Raw genomic sequence first — 15,911 nt, forward strand, 5'->3', positions numbered from 1 at the left:
GGGGGAGCAACCCTCGAACCGACCCCGGGCCTCAGACCGCTCGACGGACCACGACCACCTGCGTGGGGTCAGCCAATTGATCCGCGCGAACGGTCAGCACCTCACCCCGGAGTTTGCGGCGCTTCAGCTCGACCGCCGCATCGGCCAGGTCCTGCTCGGCTCGGTCACCCTTGAGGGCCATGAGCTGCCCATCCGGCAGGAAGTGCCCGGCGGACCAGCGGACGAGCTTGTCCAACGGCGCCACCGCCCGGCACGCCACGACGTCCACGGCCAGCCTGGTCTCTTCAGCCCGACCCCGGACCACGTCTACCCGGTCCGACAGCCCCAACTCGTCCACTGCCAACTGCAGGAACGTGGCCCGGCGCTGTAGCGACTCGACCAGTACCACCCGCAGGTCCGGCCTCAGAATGGCCAGGGGCAGGCCGGGCAGGCCGGCCCCTGAGCCGAGGTCCATGACCGAGGCACCACGGGGCAGCAGCGACTCCATTGCTGCACTGTTCAGGATGTGCCTGGTCCAGATGCGCTCAGGCTCACGCGGTCCCAGCAGGCCCCACTCGATACCTCGACTCGTCAATATATCGACATATTGACTAATCGTCTCGAAGCGCTCGCCGTAGACACGCTCCGCCACCTGCCTCGCAGCGGAATCGTCAGCGACCACCTCGCCGGTACTCACGGCTGGATGACCACCCGGCGACGGGGCTCGGCACCCTCGGACTCCGACACCATGCCCGCCTCAGCGACCACATCATGCACGATCTTGCGCTCGAACGGGTTCATGGGCGCCAGGCGCACGGCCTCGCCGGTCTGCTTCACCTCGGCGATGGCGTCCTGGGCCAGGTCGGTCAGCTCGGCGCGACGCTTCTCACGATGTCCGGCGATGTCGAGCATCAGCCGCGAACGGTGGTCAGTCTCGGTCATGACGACCAGCCGGGCCAGCTCCTGCAGCGCCTCGAGCACCTCGCCGTTCTTGCCGACGAGCTGGTCGCCCTCGGTCACGATCGAGATGTGGGCGCGCCCGCCCTCGACATAGGTGTCGATGTCGCCGTCGAGGTCCGCAATGTCGAGCAGCTCCTCGAGGTAGTCCGCCGCGATGTCACCCTCGGCTTCCAGGCGCTCGGACTGACTGGGGCGCTTCGACGCGGGCGTCGTCCCGGCATCATCGTCGGAGTCATCAACGTCAGAGCCATCAACGTCAGAGTCCTCGTCGTCCACGTCGCCCCCGGTGACCCCAGCAGCCGCCTCGGCGACCTCGGGCGCCGACTCGCTCTCGGCGTTGGGGTGGGCCTTTTCATCGACGGCGCTGGCCGCCAGGTCGTCGGGGTCGGTCTCGTTCACAGCATGGGTGTCGGTCACGGGTGCTCCTTGCAAGCTGCCGCTGTCGTAGCGGCCAGGTCTACGGGTTCGTGTCTACGGGTTCGTTGGGGGATGACGCGGGGTGCGGGAGTGGTCACTTCTTCTTGCGCGCCGAGCGGGTCTGGCGCGACGGCTGCTGCCGCGTCACCACCTGCTTCGCACCACTGGCATCGGTGCGCACCACACTTCGGGTGGCACCCTGACGGGCCACTGCGGCCTTGGTGGTGCCGTCGGCGGTCGTGACGGTCGCCGGGGCAGTGGCCTTGGCGGACTTGTTCATCTTGGCCCGACGGGCTGCCTCGATCGCATCGGGGTCCTTGCCCTTGGCGCGCATGCGCTCCTGCCAGTCGACATGCGCAGGGGTGCCGGGGGTCGGGTTGTTGTGGATGAGCAGGTACTGCTGCACCAGCGTCCACACGTTGGTGGTGAACCAGTAGAGCAACACACCGATCGGGATCCAGGCGCCACCGACCGCATACATCACCGGGAAGAGGTACAGCATCATCTTCTGCTGCTGGGCCATGGGACCGGTGAGGGCTTCCGGCGGCATGTTCTTGCGCATCAGCTGCAACTGCGTGATGAACAGCACGGCGGTCATGCCAATGATCAGCACCAGCGCCATGATCTGGGTAGCGCCGAACCCGTCGGTGATCGGCCACACCTTGCCCGCCAGGCTCGCGCCCAGGAAATCTGCGTTCTGCAGCGAGTGCATCAGGTCGGGGTCATCGCGGAAGAACTTGCCACGGGGGATGCCGCGGGCCGCACCGTCGAGCACCCGGAACAGGGCCAGGAAGATCGGCATCTGCAGCAGCAGGGGCATGCACGACGCCATGGGGTTGACGCCTTCTTCGGCCATCAACTTCTGCGTCTCGATGCCTAGCTTCTCGCGGTCACCCGCGTACTTCTCCTGCAACGCGCGAATCTTCGGTTGCACGAGCTGCATGCGCCGCGACGTGTTGATCTGCCGGACGAACAGCGGGATCAGCAGGGTGCGGATCAGGATCACCAGGCAGATGATCGAGAGCACCCACGTGACGCCGGAGTCGTAGCCGAAGACCGGGGTCCACAGCCAGTGGAAGAGGGCCAGCAGCCCCGACACGGCCCAGTACAGCGGCTGGATCGCCGATGACAACAGGCCCATGAAGCTGTCCCAGAGGGAAGCCATTACGACAGTGTTCACTGCACACCTCGGTGTTGGTGTTCGGTCCCAGCGTCATGGTCAGCCGGGCAGGTCTGGCGGTGGCGTCGTTCTTCTTCCCAGGCGAGCGCCTCCTGGGTGCCCGGCACCGGGTCGTAGCCACCGTTGGACCACGGGTTGCAGCGCAGGATCCGCCAGATGGTGTAGGCAGAACCGCGGAACGCACCGTGGACCTGGAGGGCATGCAAGCCGTAGGCCGAACAGCTGGGGTAATACTTGCAGACGTTGCCGTACAGGGGCGAGATGAGCGCCCGCCACAGCCGCACGAAGCCAATGAGCAGCCACGTGAGCGGTCGGAACCTGAACCGCGCTCGGACGATGCGGGGGTCATCAGGCTGGATTTCAAACCCGTGCCCATCAAACCCGTGCTCGTGCGCAGTCGAGGCTGACATCACGACACCACCGCAGCAGTGGGGGAGTGCTCGCCGAGTCGCCTCACTGCGGCCCGGATCGCCCCGGCCAGGTCGTCCGCCATTCGTTCTGGTTCGGTCGCTGCCGCCGGCAACGCCCGGACGACCAGGTGGACACCTTGTGGAAAACCCTCGAGCTGTGGACGGACGAGGTGGCGCAGGCGTCGCTTCACACGGTTGCGCACCACGGCATTGCCCACCGCTTTGGACACGACGAAGCCCACCCTCGGTGCGGTGGCAGCGGGGGTGGGATCCTGAGGATTCTTGGTCGAGTCCGAGCCTGGTGCTGCCAGTTCTGCTGGTGGCAACAGCCTGGCGTGCACGACGAGGGTGGGACGAGCCGCCCGCACGCCGCGGCGAATCGTAAGCCGAAACTCGGCTGCCGACTTCAGCCGCGACGAGGCGGGAAGCATGATGTCTCTGGCTCAGGCCGACAGCTCTTCGCGGCCCTTGCGGCGGCGGGCGGCGAGGATGGCGCGGCCGGCACGGGTGCGCATGCGGGCGCGGAAGCCGTGGGTACGGCTGCGACGCCGGTTGCTGGGCTGGAAGGTGCGCTTGGTCACGGGGATCTCTCCGTCTAGTTGTCGTTCGTGGCCACGGGACACCAGGGGGTGCCACAGGGCGTGCGGGAAGTGGACACCGGCAACCGGTGACTGGTCAACGATACGCAATTCTGCCTCGCCCGGGCAAACCGGCAGGGCGAGGCCCTGGGGCACTCAAACGAATCACAGCCATGTAGTCCAGCCGACACGCCGGAAATTCTGTGCTTTTCCTTACTCGGAGTTGCCTCGGGGCCTGGACGTGACTAGCGTTCCCAGAACGCGGATGACACGCAGGCATGGGTTTTCCACACCCTGTTCCCCTGTGGACAGAACTGTGCAAAACTGTCACCTCCGCCGCCGCGGCACCACGGTCAACACCCATGGTCACCACCCGGTCACCACCACGTCGCACCGACGGCCGGATGCTGTGGCCACGACCACCGCACGCCACCGCCAAGTGGCCCGCCACAACGATCTTTGATGCGCAGGGGGCACCCGCGCCGGGAGGAACACATGGGACAGCAGGCATCGTGGGACCAGAACCCGGCCGCTGATGCTCCCCCCGCCCCCGCCGGTGTCTCACTGGACGAGGCGTGGCAGCAGATCCTGAAGCAGGTCAGCAACCCCAGCCGCGCCTGGCTCTCGAGCACCAAGCCCCTCACCGTGCATGAGTCGACAGTGATGGTTGCCGTGCCCAACGAGTTCACCCGCGAGCACATCGAGACCAAGCTGCGCCACCAGCTCGAGGAATACCTGTCCGACGCCTTCCACAAGTCGATGCGCCTGGCCATCACCATCGAGCCCGACCTCGAACTGAACCTCGAGGCACCCGAACGCCTCGACGACGACGGCGAGGACGAGGCAGCAGCGTCAGCCCCCGTGATCGACCTGGCCAGCCAGCTGCAGGTCAACGAGGCCGACGCCAGCCGCCTGAACCCCAAGTACACGTTCGAGACCTTCGTCATCGGCCCGTCCAACCGCTTCGCGCATGCCGCCGCCGTCGCCGTGGCCGAGGCGCCGGGCAAGTCGTACAACCCGCTCATGATCTACGGCGACTCCGGGCTGGGCAAGACGCACCTGTTGCACGCCCTGGGCCACTACGTGCGCAACTTCTACAGCCGGCTGCGGGTGAAGTACGTCAGCACCGAAGAGCTCACCAACGAGTTCATCAACGCGATCTCCGAGAACCGCACCTCGGCGTTCCGGCGCACCTACCGCGACGTCGACGTGCTGTTGATCGACGACATCCAGTTCCTCGAGTCGAAGATCCAGACCCAGGAAGAGTTCTTCCACACGTTCAACACACTGCACAACGCGCAGAAGCAGATCGTGATGACGTCTGACCGGCCGCCCAAGGCCCTGGAGGCGCTCGAGCCGCGGCTGCGCAGCCGGTTCGAGTGGGGCCTGATCACCGACATCACCCCGCCCGACCTCGAGACCCGGATCGCGATCCTGAAGAAGAAGGCGGCCGCCGACGGGCTCAGCGTCTCACCAGAGGTGCTCGAGTTCATCGCCAGCCGCATCCAGACCAACATCCGCGAGCTCGAGGGTGCCCTGATCCGGGTGACGGCGTTCGCCTCACTGAACCGCAAGGCAGTCGACGTGGACGCCGCCGAGCAGGTGTTGCGCGACCTGATGCCCGAGGGCGGCGACGCACCGGTGGAGTCCTCCCTGATCATCAGGACGACCGCGGAGTACTTCGGCATCACCGTCGACGAGCTCACCGGCACCTCGCGTACCCATGTGCTGGTGACCGCCCGCCAGATCGCCATGTACCTGTGCCGCGAGCTCACCGAGCTGTCACTGCCCAAGATCGGCCAGCAGTTCGGTGGCAAGGACCACACCACCGTCATGCACGCCGAGCGCAAGATCAAGAACCTGATGAGTGAACGGCGCAGCGTGTTCAACCAGGTGACCGAATTGACCAACCGCATCAAGCAGGAAGCCGGTCGCTGAACCACGCCATGCGGCCAGAGACCCTGTGCGGTCATCGTGCACACATCCTGTGCAGACGCCGTGGGAGCAGCAGTGGAGAGGCTGTGGACAACTGTGGACGAAGCCCGGGCACCCCTGACTCGTCCACAACGACCGGCCCGCATCCACACCCCACCCACATCACCTGTGGACGTCCGATCATGCGTGCTGACTAGGAGCTATGCCTCTGGTCCACAGTATCCACAGCAGTGACCACCATGATGAAAAGACATGTAACTACAAGCCGTTCAAGTCAGTCGGCGCACATCTTGGGGACAGTGTTCGTCAGCCCTGTCGGCGCAACGAATGACAAGAAGTCTTAACCCAAGGTGCAACCAGCAGCCGTCAGGGGCGGACAGCCGGGCCGGCTTGGATATGATGCCCATGCCGAAGCACCGACGGTTGCGACCTGTTGGGTGCGACGCGCCGAGAAACCACACTGTCCCAGAGCAGCTTGTCCAGACCAGGGGGAACCCGAGTGAAGATCCGCCTCGACCGCGATGTCATGGCCGAAGCCGTCGCATGGGCTGCGCGCAGCCTGCCCACGCGGCCGTCGGTGCCGATCCTGGCGGGTCTGCTGATCAAGGCCAGTGACTCCGGCGTCACAATGTCGAGCTTCGATTACGAGACCTCGGCGCAGATCGACGTGCCGGCGACCGTCATCGACGAGGGCGAGGCGCTGGTCTCGGGCAAGCTGCTGGCCGACATCGCCCGCTCGCTGCCGAACAAGCCCGTCGAGTTCACCAGCGATGAGTCGAAGGCCGAACTGGTCTGCGGGTCTGCACGCTTCACGCTGCAGACGTTGCCGGTCAACGAATACCCGAACCTGCCCGAGATGCCCGCCGCCACCGGTGCGGTCACCTCGAATGACTTTGCCAAGGCCGTCACCCAGGTCGTCGTCGCTGCCGGCCGTGACGAGCTGCTGCCGGTGTTCACCGGCGTGCGCCTCGAGATCGAGGGCGACAAGCTGTCGCTGCTGGCCACCGACCGTTACCGCATGGCGCTCAAGGAACTCACCTGGAACCCCGCCTCGGCACAGACCAGCGGTGCTGCCCTTGTGCCGGCCAAGGTGCTCAACGAGACCGCCAAGTCGATGACCAGCGGTGAGGCCGTGACCATGAGCCTGTCGTCCGGATCGGTCGGTGACGGCCTGATCGGCTTCGAGGGGGACGGCAACGGCGGCGTGCGCCAGATCACCACCCGCCTGCTCGACGGCGAGTTCCCCAAGGTGCGCCACCTGATGAACATCAGCCCCAACGTGAGCGTGCGCGCCAACACCGCCGACATCATCGCGTCGGTCAAGCGTGTCGCCCTGGTGGCTGAGCGCAACACCCCGCTGCGCATGGTCATCGGTGATGGCCAGATCGCCCTCGAGGCGGCCACCGGTGACCAGGCCCAGGCGTCCGAGGCGATCGAGGCAGTCGTCGAGAACCACGCCGGCGGCGAGCCCGCGATCACCGCGGCCGGGTTCAACCCGCACTACCTCTCTGATGCGCTGTCGGCCGTCGATGCGCCGTTCGTCCACTTCTCGTTCACGGCACCGGGCAAGCCCTGCCTGGTGACCGGTCTCGACTCGATCGACGGCGACCAGCACGACGACTACCGCCACGTCATCATGCTGATGCGCCTGCCTAACTGATCGCGGGGTCTACGCTTGGCTGCGGACAGTCCCGGACTGCCCGCAGCCTTCGTCTTTCGAAAGGACTCCACATGGAACTCGGTCTCATCGGTCTGGGCAAGATGGGCGGCAACATGCGTGACCGCCTGCGCGCAGGCGGTCACACTGTGGTCGGCTTCGACCGCAACCAGGAGATTTCCGACTCCACCTCGGCGGCCGACATGGTCTCGCAGCTGACCCAGGGCCCCAAGGTGGTCTGGGTCATGGTTCCCGAACAGGCCGTCGACTCGGTCGTGGGCGAGCTCAAGGGCCTGCTCAGCGCCGGTGACATCATCATCGATGGCGGCAATTCGAAGTGGACGAACGACAAGCGCCACGCGGCCGAACTGGCCGAGGTCGGCATCAAGTTCGTCGACTGCGGCGTCTCGGGCGGCGTCTGGGGCAAGGAACTCGGTTATGCCCTGATGGCCGGCGGCGAGAAGGATGCCGTCGAGGCGCTGATGCCGATCTTCGAGACCCTCAAGCCCGACAGTGCCTACGGCTTCGTCCACGCCGGCCCCTCAGGTGCCGGCCACTACGCCAAGATGGTGCACAACGGCATCGAGTACGCGGTGATGCAGGCCTATGCCGAGGGCTGGGAGCTGCTCGAGGCCGCCGAAGAGGTCGAGCACGTGCCCGACATCTTCAAGTCGTGGAAGGAAGGCACCGTCATCCGCTCGTGGCTGCTCGACCTGCTGGTCAATGCCCTCGAGAAGGACGACGACCTGTCGAACATCAAGGGCTGGGCCGACGACTCGGGCGAGGGCCGCTGGACTGTGCAGTCGGCCATCGACCTGGCCGTGCCGGTGCCGGCGATCTCGGCGGCGCTGTTCGCCCGGTTCGTGTCGCGCCAGGAGGACTCGCCCGCGATGAAGATGATCGCGGCCATGCGCAACGAGTTCGGCGGCCATGCGGTGCTGCCCGAGGATGACTGATCTGGTGTGTGGGTTGAGCACCTGAGCCTGGTTGACTTTCGCTGCTACCGCACCGCCGAAGTGCCAATGGCACCGGGGGTCAACCTGTTCATCGGCCAGAACGGGCAGGGCAAGACGAACTTGGTCGAGGCAGTCGAGTACCTGTCGACGCTCAGCTCGCACCGGGTCAGCCAGGACGCGCCGCTCGTGCGGGCCGGGGCCGACCAGGCCATTGCCCGGGCCCGGGTGCGGGCGGGGCGTGACGATGCGCGCTCGCTGTTGCTCGAACTCGAAATCACCCCTGGCAAGGCCAATCGTGCCCGCATCAATCGCAACGCCCAGCAGCGCCCCCGCGACCTGCTGGGGGTGCTGCGCACGGTGCTGTTCTCGCCAGAAGACCTCGCCATCGTCAAGGGTGACCCGTCCGACCGGCGCCGGTTCATCGATGCCGTCGTCATCACCCGGTGGCCCCGCATGGCGGGTGTCAAGGCCGACTATGACAAGGTGCTCAAGCAGCGCAACCAGTTGCTGAAGCAGTTGTCACAGAAGGGCGCACGCGCACGGGCAGGGCAGGTGGACGGCGACGCCCTGTTCACCCTTGAGGTCTTCGACGGGCAGCTGGCCCGCATCGGTGCCGAGCTGTTGCTGGCGCGCCTGGATACCCTGGCCGAGATGATGCCGGGTGTCACCAGCGCCTATGCCGACATCGCCCCCACCAACAACACGGTCGCCGCGTCGTACCGCACGGGTATCGACCTGGGACCGATGGACACGGGTGACCAGGGCGGGACCGTGGGCCGCGATGAGCTCGAGGCCCGGCTGCTGGCCGCGATGGTGGCGCTGCGGTCCGATGAACTGGCCCGTGGGGTCTCACTGGTGGGTCCGCACCGCGACGAGATCGTGCTGTCGATTGGGCAATTGCCCGCAAAGGGGTACGCGAGCCACGGCGAATGCTGGTCGTTGGCGCTGGCCCTGAAGCTCGGGGCGTTCCAGCTGGTGCGGGCTGACGGCGTCGAACCGGTGCTGATCCTCGATGATGTCTTCGCCGAACTCGACGCCGTGCGCCGGCAGCGACTGGCCGAGGCGATCGGCGATGCCGAGCAGGTACTGGTCACGGCCGCGGTGGGCGCGGACGTGCCGGAACGCCTCGATGGCAGGCGGTTCGATGTGGCCGGCGGCGAGGTGCACCTGGCCGGTCCGGAGTTTTCCACAGGAGTTGTGCACAGCCAGGCATCGACCGGTGGGCAACATCGTGACGAATCCACGTCGGGGAGCGCCGAATGACGACGCCACCAGCACACACACCACCCAGCAGGGGTGTGGATAACCCACAGGCTGTGGACAACTTTGGGGACAACTCGTTTACCGGGACCGAGAGACCCGACAGTGCCGACGAACCCGGTCTGCAGGACGACGACCGTGACCTGCTCGCCCGGCACGACGCCACCGGCATCGACCTGGCCACGGCCGTCGCCCACCAGACCGCGGCGTCGGGGCCGAGCGGGGTGAACCTGCCGCCGCCCCGCGGCGTCCGTACGGATGGGCCCGGCACCAGCAGGCGCCGACGCCGGTCGTGGGGCCCGGCCCAGTTCTCGTCCGCACGCCCCGACGACCGCGACCCACAGCCGCTCGCCTCGGTGCTCGGTGACCTGGTGCGCCGGCGCGGCTGGTCGACCCAGCTGAACCTGCGCACGCTGCTGCTGCAGTGGGCCGACCTGGTCGGGCCGACCAATGCCGCGCACTCGACGCCCGAGGGGTTCAAGGATGGTGTGCTGACGATCCGCACCGAGTCGACCACCTGGGCCACGGCGCTGCGCGCCATCGCCCCCAACCTGCTGGCCGAGTTGAACGGCCGCCTCGGCGACGGCTCGGTCACCCGGATCCTGGTGCTCGGCCCCGAAGCACCCAGCTGGAAGCACGGGATCCGCAGCGTGCGCGACGGCCGCGGCCCGCGCGACACGTATGGGTAGCCCATTCAGGTGGGAACTCGTCCCGGTGGCTCGTTTGCGGCAACCGCGACCCCGGGCTGGTTATCCTGCCTACGTCATGAGAGAGCCGACCCCGTGAGGGAACTGAACACCTGGTGGGACCACCTGTCGACCATGGGACGAGACACCCTCGTCGTGTGGTGGCAGGCGATGCCCCGCGCAGTGCCGATCACGATGGTCGCCTATGTGCTCAGCCAGGCCACCCTGCTGGGGGCGGCGTACGCGTCTGAGAAGCTGCCCTGGCTGGCACTCGCCCTGCTCTCGCTCGGCCTGGTGTTCACCCTCAGCGCCATGATCGTCAGCCTGCAGGTGATGGGCAAGATCCTGGGCATCCGCGACGAGGTTCCCCGCGACGAGGTGGACGACGACCGCGACGAGTCCCTCACCCGGTTGATCGCCGTGACGCTACTGCCATTCCTGGGCATCTATGCCGCCTTTGACCACGTGCAGAGGGTCGCCAACACCCTTGTCGCGCAAGAGATCGTCATCCGCGGCCTGTTCACCGACACGATCCTCGGCAATATCCGGCCCAGCACCCTCGACGAGGCCCGCCAGCTCATCATCATCGTGGCTGCCCTCTACATCGTGCGGCGACTGGTCGACCTGGCCCACGAGAAGACCGACTTCCGGCCCCTGGGGCTGGTGGCGGCCCTGATCGAGGGTTTCTTCCTGTTCCTGGTCGTGTTCGTCTCGGGCACCCTGCTCTCGACGCTGCTGGCCAGCCTGCAGTCCACCCGGGTTGCCGCCTGGTTCTATTCCGTCAATGCCGGTTTCAAGACCACGATCGGCACGGTGCACGAGCTGCTGCCCCAGCTCTGGGACGCCCTCGGCAACTTCATCAACTGGCTGTGGCCGGTGTTCACCCACGCCTTCGTGCAGCCCATCGTGTGGCTCGCCGTGGCCGCCCTGGTCTATGGCTCACACGTGCTGAGCTTCGCCGAGATGTGGCGCAAGGGCGAGCCCCTGAGCGCCCACCTCGACACCCAGCGCCAGATCGTGCTCGACAAGCGTGGACGACGCCGCGCCAACGCCGGGACCACCGGGCGGCGCGCCATCATCGAGGTGCAGGAGGCCTTGTTCGGGGACCTCAACGACAAATACCTGCCAACGTTCCAGTCGCTGCGGCTGGTGATGCGTGGCGGCGTGTTGTTCCTGGCTGCATACGTGCTGCTGTACACGGTCGTCAGCGTGGTCGCCGACGGGTTCACCGACTCGGTGATCGAGTTCTTCGGCGGTCGGGCGCCCGAGTTCTGGGTGGCCTGGGCCGACCTGATCACCGGGCTCACCGCACCTTTCGGCACCACCCTCGAACTGGCGTTGCTGGCGGTGGCGTTCAAGCGGGTGCTGACCCTGTTCCGGGATTCGGCCGACCCGTCAGCGGTGCGTCCCGAACACCGGGCACAGGCTGAGGCTGCTCAGGCTGAATCGGCACAGACTGAGTCGGCCAAGGTCGGGGTGGCCCCATGAAGGTCACCCCCATGACCGCCGTGCTGGTCATCGTCTCGGTGCTTGTCGCCGGACTGCTGGGCCAGTTCCGCGACACCGCCACCGCCGACTTCGAGAAGAAGGCAACGCTCGGTGAGCCCCTCAACCTCGACAACGGGCAGCTGATCACCGTGCTGTCGCTCAGCTATGGCCAGTACGCCGTCGACGGGGTGCGCAAGTCGACCATCACCCCCGAGCGGTTCGTAGCCGTGCACCTGCGCTTCGCCACCCCCCGCGAACGCGAGAACGCGGGGGTTCGCTGCTTCCTGCGCACCAGCGGGGGTGGCACCATCGAGCGGGCCGAGGACGACAACCTGCGCTTTCCCGACCCCGGCTTCGTCAGCACGGGCACGGTGATCTTCGAGGTGACCCGCACCACCCTGACGGGGGCCAGCCTGTCGTGCGTGCCCACCAGCGTCATCGTCTTCCGCGAACCCGAGCTGACGATGCCGCTGGGGGTCACCGCCGCCACGATCGACCAGGTCTGGGACGAGTCCGCACTGGCCCGGGTCGACTGGCCCGAGTCGACCCTGGAGGTGTACAAGCCGTGACCCAGGACCAGCAGGTGGCCCCCGACCGGGTGGCCTCGCGCCCGGCCCGCCGCTGGCGGCACTGGATCGGCTTCGTCGTCGGTCTCGCCGTGGTGCTGGCGTGGGGCATCGGCTGGGGCGTGTTCGTCCACGTGCGCATGGACGCCTATGTCAGCCATGTCGTGCCCGTCGGCCAGACCTGGACCGACCCGCATTCCGGGGCGCGGTACACCGTGCTCGAACACCAGCAGCACACGAGTTTTGAGCGGTCGTCCTCAACCACGTCCGAGGCCCCGCAGGGCGCGACCTATGTCTGGGTGAAGTTCCGCCTGGAGGGTGCCAACGAACAGAGCGTGTGCGGCCTGCAACTGCTCGGGTCGCACCGGATGCTGTGGGACAGCACGTTCCAGAACCTGCCGCGCGACCACGAGTCGTGCAAGGTCGACAGCGACGGGGAATTCTGGCTCGGTTACCTGGTGCCCACCTGGGCGGCCGAGCAACTGGTCGGGGTGACGATCCACTACATGCAGTTCCGGCACAACCCGGCGCTGGCGCTGCCGCCGCCCTCCTGAGCGCCCACCGCCCCGGGCGGTGCTACTTCTTGCGCTCGTCACGCACCGTCAACGGCACGTTCATGACGACGCCATTGCGGGTGAGCACCCAGGTGCGGTCGTCATTCGAGCCGAAGCTGCTCTTGCGGTATTCCTGCTCACGGATCACGACGCGCACCCAGGGCTGCTCGGTGAATCCCTCGGGCAGGGTGGCCTCGACCTGGCACGGCACCGCAGGGGTGCCCGGCGAGAGCTCACGTCGTCCGAGCGCCTGGCTCGAATCGGGCTGGAAGAACACCCGCTGGTCACGTTCCGGGATGACCTCGCCGCCCATGCTGATGCCGATGCCGTGGCGCACACCGCTGGTCTGGTTGCGCGGTGCCGTGTCGGTCACCAGGCGGCACATCGCCTCGAGCAGGATCTCGGGGTCGCCGTAGTCGGAGTACACCAGCCACGCCCTGGTGAGCGTGATCTCGGCCGGACCGGTCACCGCCGGGGTGTGCCAGTCGACCTGGCGCAGGCTCGAGGTGCGCCTGAAACCGCCCGCGGCCCACACCACCCCGGCGAACAGAGCCAGCGCGAGCAACAGGCCGAGCAACTGGGTCTGCAGAGGAAACCGGTCGCGCCAGCTCGGTGGGTCCCAGTCGGTATCGAGTCGGCGTGGGTCCTGCCATGTCGTCGCACCGGCCGGCTGCTCGTCGGGCGCGACGTCGTCCTGCTGCGGCGCCCGGGTGGGGGTCGCCTGGCTGGCAGGGTGCGGGGTGCTCACCTGCGTGATGATAACCGTGGTCGGGTCTGGTGGGGTGCAGCTGGGCGGGCCCCGAAGTTGCACAACTGGCGCCAGCGCCACGTGTGCAGCCGTTCCCGGTGATCCGGGGTGCGGAACCGGCCCCAGTGCCACTTGTGCTAGAAAATCGCCCCACACGCGCTGAGCCCTGCCCCCGTGGGGCCCCGTCCAAACCGGGGTTGATCGCGCCCAATCGCCGAAATCTGGCGGTTGGTGCGAAATCGCTGCTGGGGCCGCCCCCGCAGAAGCATGGTTTTGGACGTCGGCTTGGTAGACTCGGAACGCTGGGCACGCAGCCCATGACCTGGAACGAGGAGAACGCTCTCTTGAGTGACGCCGACAACTCCCTCCCCGAGGACTACACGATCGATGCGGAGGGGGACCCGCAAGGCGTCGACCCCACCCTCGACGGTGCCCCCGGTGACGCAGAATCCCTGGGCGACTATGAGACCAGTGCCGACACCAAGGTCGATGCCGACAGCTATGACGCCGGCAACATCACCGTGCTCGAGGGTCTCGAGGCCGTCCGCAAGCGCCCCGGCATGTACATCGGTTCGACCGGCGCCCGCGGCCTGCACCACCTGGTCTACGAGATCGTCGACAATGCCGTGGACGAGGCCCTGGCCGGCTACTGCGACAGCATCGTCGTCGAACTGCTCGATGATGGCGGCGTGCGGGTGGTCGACAACGGCCGTGGCATCCCCGTCAAGCAGCACCCGGTCGAGAAGATCCCGACCGTCACGCTGGTGCTGACCGTGCTGCACGCCGGCGGCAAGTTCGGCGACGGCGGCTACAAGGTCTCGGGCGGCCTGCACGGCGTGGGCTCGTCGGTCGTGAACGCGCTGAGCGACCACATGATCGCCGAGGTCTTTCGCGATGGCTACCACTGGCGCCAGGAATTCGAGCTCGGCACCCCCGTGGGCGAACTGCAGCGCCTCGAGGCCACCGAGGCCACTGGCACCACGATCACGTTCTACCCCAGCAGTGACATCTTCGAGACCACCCACTTCGACTTCCAGGTGCTCTCGACCCGCTTCCGCGAGATGGCCTTCCTCAACAAGGGCCTCGCGATCACGCTGTCCGACCTGCGCACCGATGTGCCCGCTGATGATTCCGACGACCCCGAGTTCACCACCGAGGACGAGCGTGAGCGCTCCCGGACCGTGTCGTACAAGTACGACCGCGGCCTGATCGACTTCGTCGAATACCTCAACGCATCGAAGGAGTCGGTGCACCCCAGCGTCATCGCCGTCGAGGCGCACCGCCCCGAAGAGGGCATGGGTGTCGAGGTGGCGATGCAGTGGAACACCTCGTACACCCCCTCGGTGCACACGTTCGCCAACACCATCAACACCCACGAGGGCGGCACCCACGACGAGGGCTTCCGCGCCGCGATGACCACCACGGTGAACAAGTGGGGCGAGACCTGGGGAATGATCAAGAAGCGTGAGGACCGTGTCTCGGGTGATGACATCCGTGAGGGCCTGACCGCGATCGTCTCGATCAAGCTCGCCGAGCCCCAGTTCGAGGGCCAGACGAAGACCAAGCTCGGCAACACCGAGGCGAAGTCGTTCGTCCAGCGTGTCGTCAACGACCGGCTCGGTGACTGGTTCGAGCGCAACCCGGCCGAGGGCAAAGAGATCGTCCGCAAGTCGCAGGCCGCGGCCGCGGCACGCATCGCTGCCCGCAAGGCCCGTGACATCGCCCGCAACCGCAAGGGCCTGCTCGGCGGCGGTGGCCTGCCCGGCAAGCTGAGCGACTGCTCCTCGCGCAATCCCGAGGAATGCGAGGTCTTCATCGTCGAGGGTGACTCCGCCGGCGGCTCGGCCAAGGGCGGGCGCAACCCCCGCACCCAGGCCATCCTGCCGATCCGCGGCAAGATCCTGAACGTCGAGAAGGCCCGCATCGACCGCATCCTGCAGAACCAGGAGGTCGAGGCGATCATCAACGCGCTCGGCACCGGTGTGCACGAGGAGTTCGACATCGACAAACTGCGCTACCACAAGGTCGTGCTGATGGCTGACGCCGATGTCGACGGTTCTCACATCCGCACGCTGCTGTTGACGCTGCTGTTCCGCTTCATGCGGCCGCTGATTGACGCCGGGCATGTCTACCTGGCCCAGCCCCCCCTGTTCCGGCTGCGCTGGACCAATGCCCCCCACGAACTGGCCTACAACGATGCCGAGCGTGACGCGCTGCGTGACAACGGCATCGCCTCGGGCAAGAAGCTGCCGACGGTCAACCCGATCCAGCGCTACAAGGGTCTGGGCGAGATGGATGCCAGCGACCTGTGGGACACCACGATGGACCCGGAGAACCGGATCCTGATGCAGGTCACCCTGGACGATGCGGTGCGTGCCGACGAGACCTTCTCGGTGCTGATGGGTGAGGACGTCGAGGCGCGGCGCTCGTTCATCCAGAAGAACGCCCGCGACGTCCGGTTCCTGGACATCTGAGCATCACCGAGCACCTCTCACCACCACCTGCCACCCACGACCTGCGCTGAGCACCTGCTCGCG

15 protein-coding genes and 1 pseudogene are annotated in these 15,911 nt (G+C 66.9%); 9 read left to right on the forward strand and 7 right to left on the reverse strand.

Annotation, left to right across the window (positions count from 1 at the left end; translation table 11 throughout):
* Nucleotides 1–31: 31 nt before the first annotated feature.
* From rsmG to rpmH, 6 genes and pseudogenes are all read right to left on the reverse strand, one after another.
* The gene (gene rsmG, locus ACQCX5_RS05575) at nucleotides 32–676 is read right to left on the reverse strand and encodes a 16S rRNA (guanine(527)-N(7))-methyltransferase RsmG (protein ID WP_434541023.1); all 645 of its coding nucleotides are present in this window, start codon (nucleotides 674–676) and stop codon (nucleotides 32–34) included.
* On the reverse strand, nucleotides 673–1,215 hold the full coding sequence (locus ACQCX5_RS05580) for a protein jag (protein WP_434541297.1): 543 nt from the start codon (nucleotides 1,213–1,215) through the stop codon (nucleotides 673–675). Before ACQCX5_RS05580 ends, rsmG begins: the two co-directional genes overlap by 4 nt.
* A 235-nt stretch (nucleotides 1,216–1,450) precedes the next feature.
* A complete protein-coding gene (yidC, locus tag ACQCX5_RS05585) occupies nucleotides 1,451–2,521 on the reverse strand; it encodes a membrane protein insertase YidC (protein ID WP_434541024.1) in 1,071 nt (356 codons plus the stop codon).
* 86 nt (nucleotides 2,522–2,607) lie between these two features.
* A pseudogene (gene yidD / locus ACQCX5_RS05590) lies at nucleotides 2,608–2,946 on the reverse strand (membrane protein insertion efficiency factor YidD); the annotation flags it as partial.
* Complete coding sequence (gene rnpA, locus ACQCX5_RS05595) at nucleotides 2,946–3,377, reverse strand: ribonuclease P protein component (RefSeq protein WP_434541025.1); 432 nt, start codon at nucleotides 3,375–3,377, stop codon at nucleotides 2,946–2,948. The gene rnpA and the pseudogene yidD, both read right to left, overlap by 1 nt.
* A 12-nt stretch (nucleotides 3,378–3,389) precedes the next feature.
* A complete protein-coding gene (gene rpmH, locus ACQCX5_RS05600; RefSeq protein ID WP_434541026.1) occupies nucleotides 3,390–3,527 on the reverse strand; it encodes a 50S ribosomal protein L34 in 138 nt (45 codons plus the stop codon).
* 561 nt (nucleotides 3,528–4,088) lie between these two features.
* On the opposite strand from rpmH, the gene dnaA reads away from it, so the two are divergent.
* The 8 genes from dnaA (at nucleotide 4,089) to ACQCX5_RS05640 (ending at nucleotide 12,626) form a co-directional block, all read left to right on the forward strand.
* Nucleotides 4,089–5,462, forward strand: coding sequence for a chromosomal replication initiator protein DnaA (gene dnaA, locus ACQCX5_RS05605; protein ID WP_434541298.1), 1,374 nt, complete (start codon nucleotides 4,089–4,091; stop codon nucleotides 5,460–5,462).
* Nucleotides 5,463–5,958: 496 nt separating this feature from the next.
* Nucleotides 5,959–7,119 carry a DNA polymerase III subunit beta gene (gene dnaN, locus ACQCX5_RS05610; protein ID WP_434541027.1) on the forward strand — a complete coding sequence of 387 codons (1,161 nt, stop codon included), beginning with the start codon at nucleotides 5,959–5,961 and terminating at the stop codon, nucleotides 7,117–7,119.
* Nucleotides 7,120–7,190: 71 nt separating this feature from the next.
* Nucleotides 7,191–8,072, forward strand: coding sequence for a phosphogluconate dehydrogenase (NAD(+)-dependent, decarboxylating) (gene gnd / locus ACQCX5_RS05615; protein WP_434541028.1), 882 nt, complete (start codon nucleotides 7,191–7,193; stop codon nucleotides 8,070–8,072).
* Nucleotides 8,073–8,078: 6 nt separating this feature from the next.
* The gene (recF, locus tag ACQCX5_RS05620; protein ID WP_434541029.1) at nucleotides 8,079–9,335 is read left to right on the forward strand and encodes a DNA replication/repair protein RecF; all 1,257 of its coding nucleotides are present in this window, start codon (nucleotides 8,079–8,081) and stop codon (nucleotides 9,333–9,335) included.
* A 53-nt stretch (nucleotides 9,336–9,388) separates the two neighbouring features.
* The gene (locus ACQCX5_RS05625; RefSeq protein ID WP_434541030.1) at nucleotides 9,389–10,021 is read left to right on the forward strand and encodes a DUF721 domain-containing protein; all 633 of its coding nucleotides are present in this window, start codon (nucleotides 9,389–9,391) and stop codon (nucleotides 10,019–10,021) included.
* Nucleotides 10,022–10,114: 93 nt separating this feature from the next.
* The gene (locus ACQCX5_RS05630) at nucleotides 10,115–11,506 is read left to right on the forward strand and encodes a hypothetical protein (protein ID WP_434541031.1); all 1,392 of its coding nucleotides are present in this window, start codon (nucleotides 10,115–10,117) and stop codon (nucleotides 11,504–11,506) included.
* Nucleotides 11,503–12,075 (forward strand): hypothetical protein, encoded by a 573-nt coding sequence (locus ACQCX5_RS05635; protein WP_434541032.1) that lies wholly within the window; start codon nucleotides 11,503–11,505, stop codon nucleotides 12,073–12,075. The genes ACQCX5_RS05630 and ACQCX5_RS05635 overlap by 4 nt, the downstream gene beginning before the upstream one ends.
* On the forward strand, nucleotides 12,072–12,626 hold the full coding sequence (locus ACQCX5_RS05640; protein WP_434541033.1) for a hypothetical protein: 555 nt from the start codon (nucleotides 12,072–12,074) through the stop codon (nucleotides 12,624–12,626). Before ACQCX5_RS05635 ends, ACQCX5_RS05640 begins: the two co-directional genes overlap by 4 nt.
* 22 nt (nucleotides 12,627–12,648) lie before the next feature.
* On the opposite strand, the gene ACQCX5_RS05645 is transcribed toward ACQCX5_RS05640, so the two are convergent.
* Nucleotides 12,649–13,374, reverse strand: coding sequence for a hypothetical protein (locus tag ACQCX5_RS05645; RefSeq protein ID WP_434541034.1), 726 nt, complete (start codon nucleotides 13,372–13,374; stop codon nucleotides 12,649–12,651).
* 344 nt (nucleotides 13,375–13,718) lie between these two features.
* Here ACQCX5_RS05645 and gyrB point away from each other — a divergent pair, with 344 nt between their 5' ends.
* On the forward strand, nucleotides 13,719–15,848 hold the full coding sequence (gene gyrB / locus ACQCX5_RS05650) for a DNA topoisomerase (ATP-hydrolyzing) subunit B (RefSeq protein WP_434541035.1): 2,130 nt from the start codon (nucleotides 13,719–13,721) through the stop codon (nucleotides 15,846–15,848).
* Nucleotides 15,849–15,911 lie beyond the last annotated feature (63 nt).

The organism is Aestuariimicrobium sp. G57 (assembly GCF_050110855.1).
Taxonomy (GTDB): Bacteria; Actinomycetota; Actinomycetes; order Propionibacteriales; family Propionibacteriaceae; genus Aestuariimicrobium.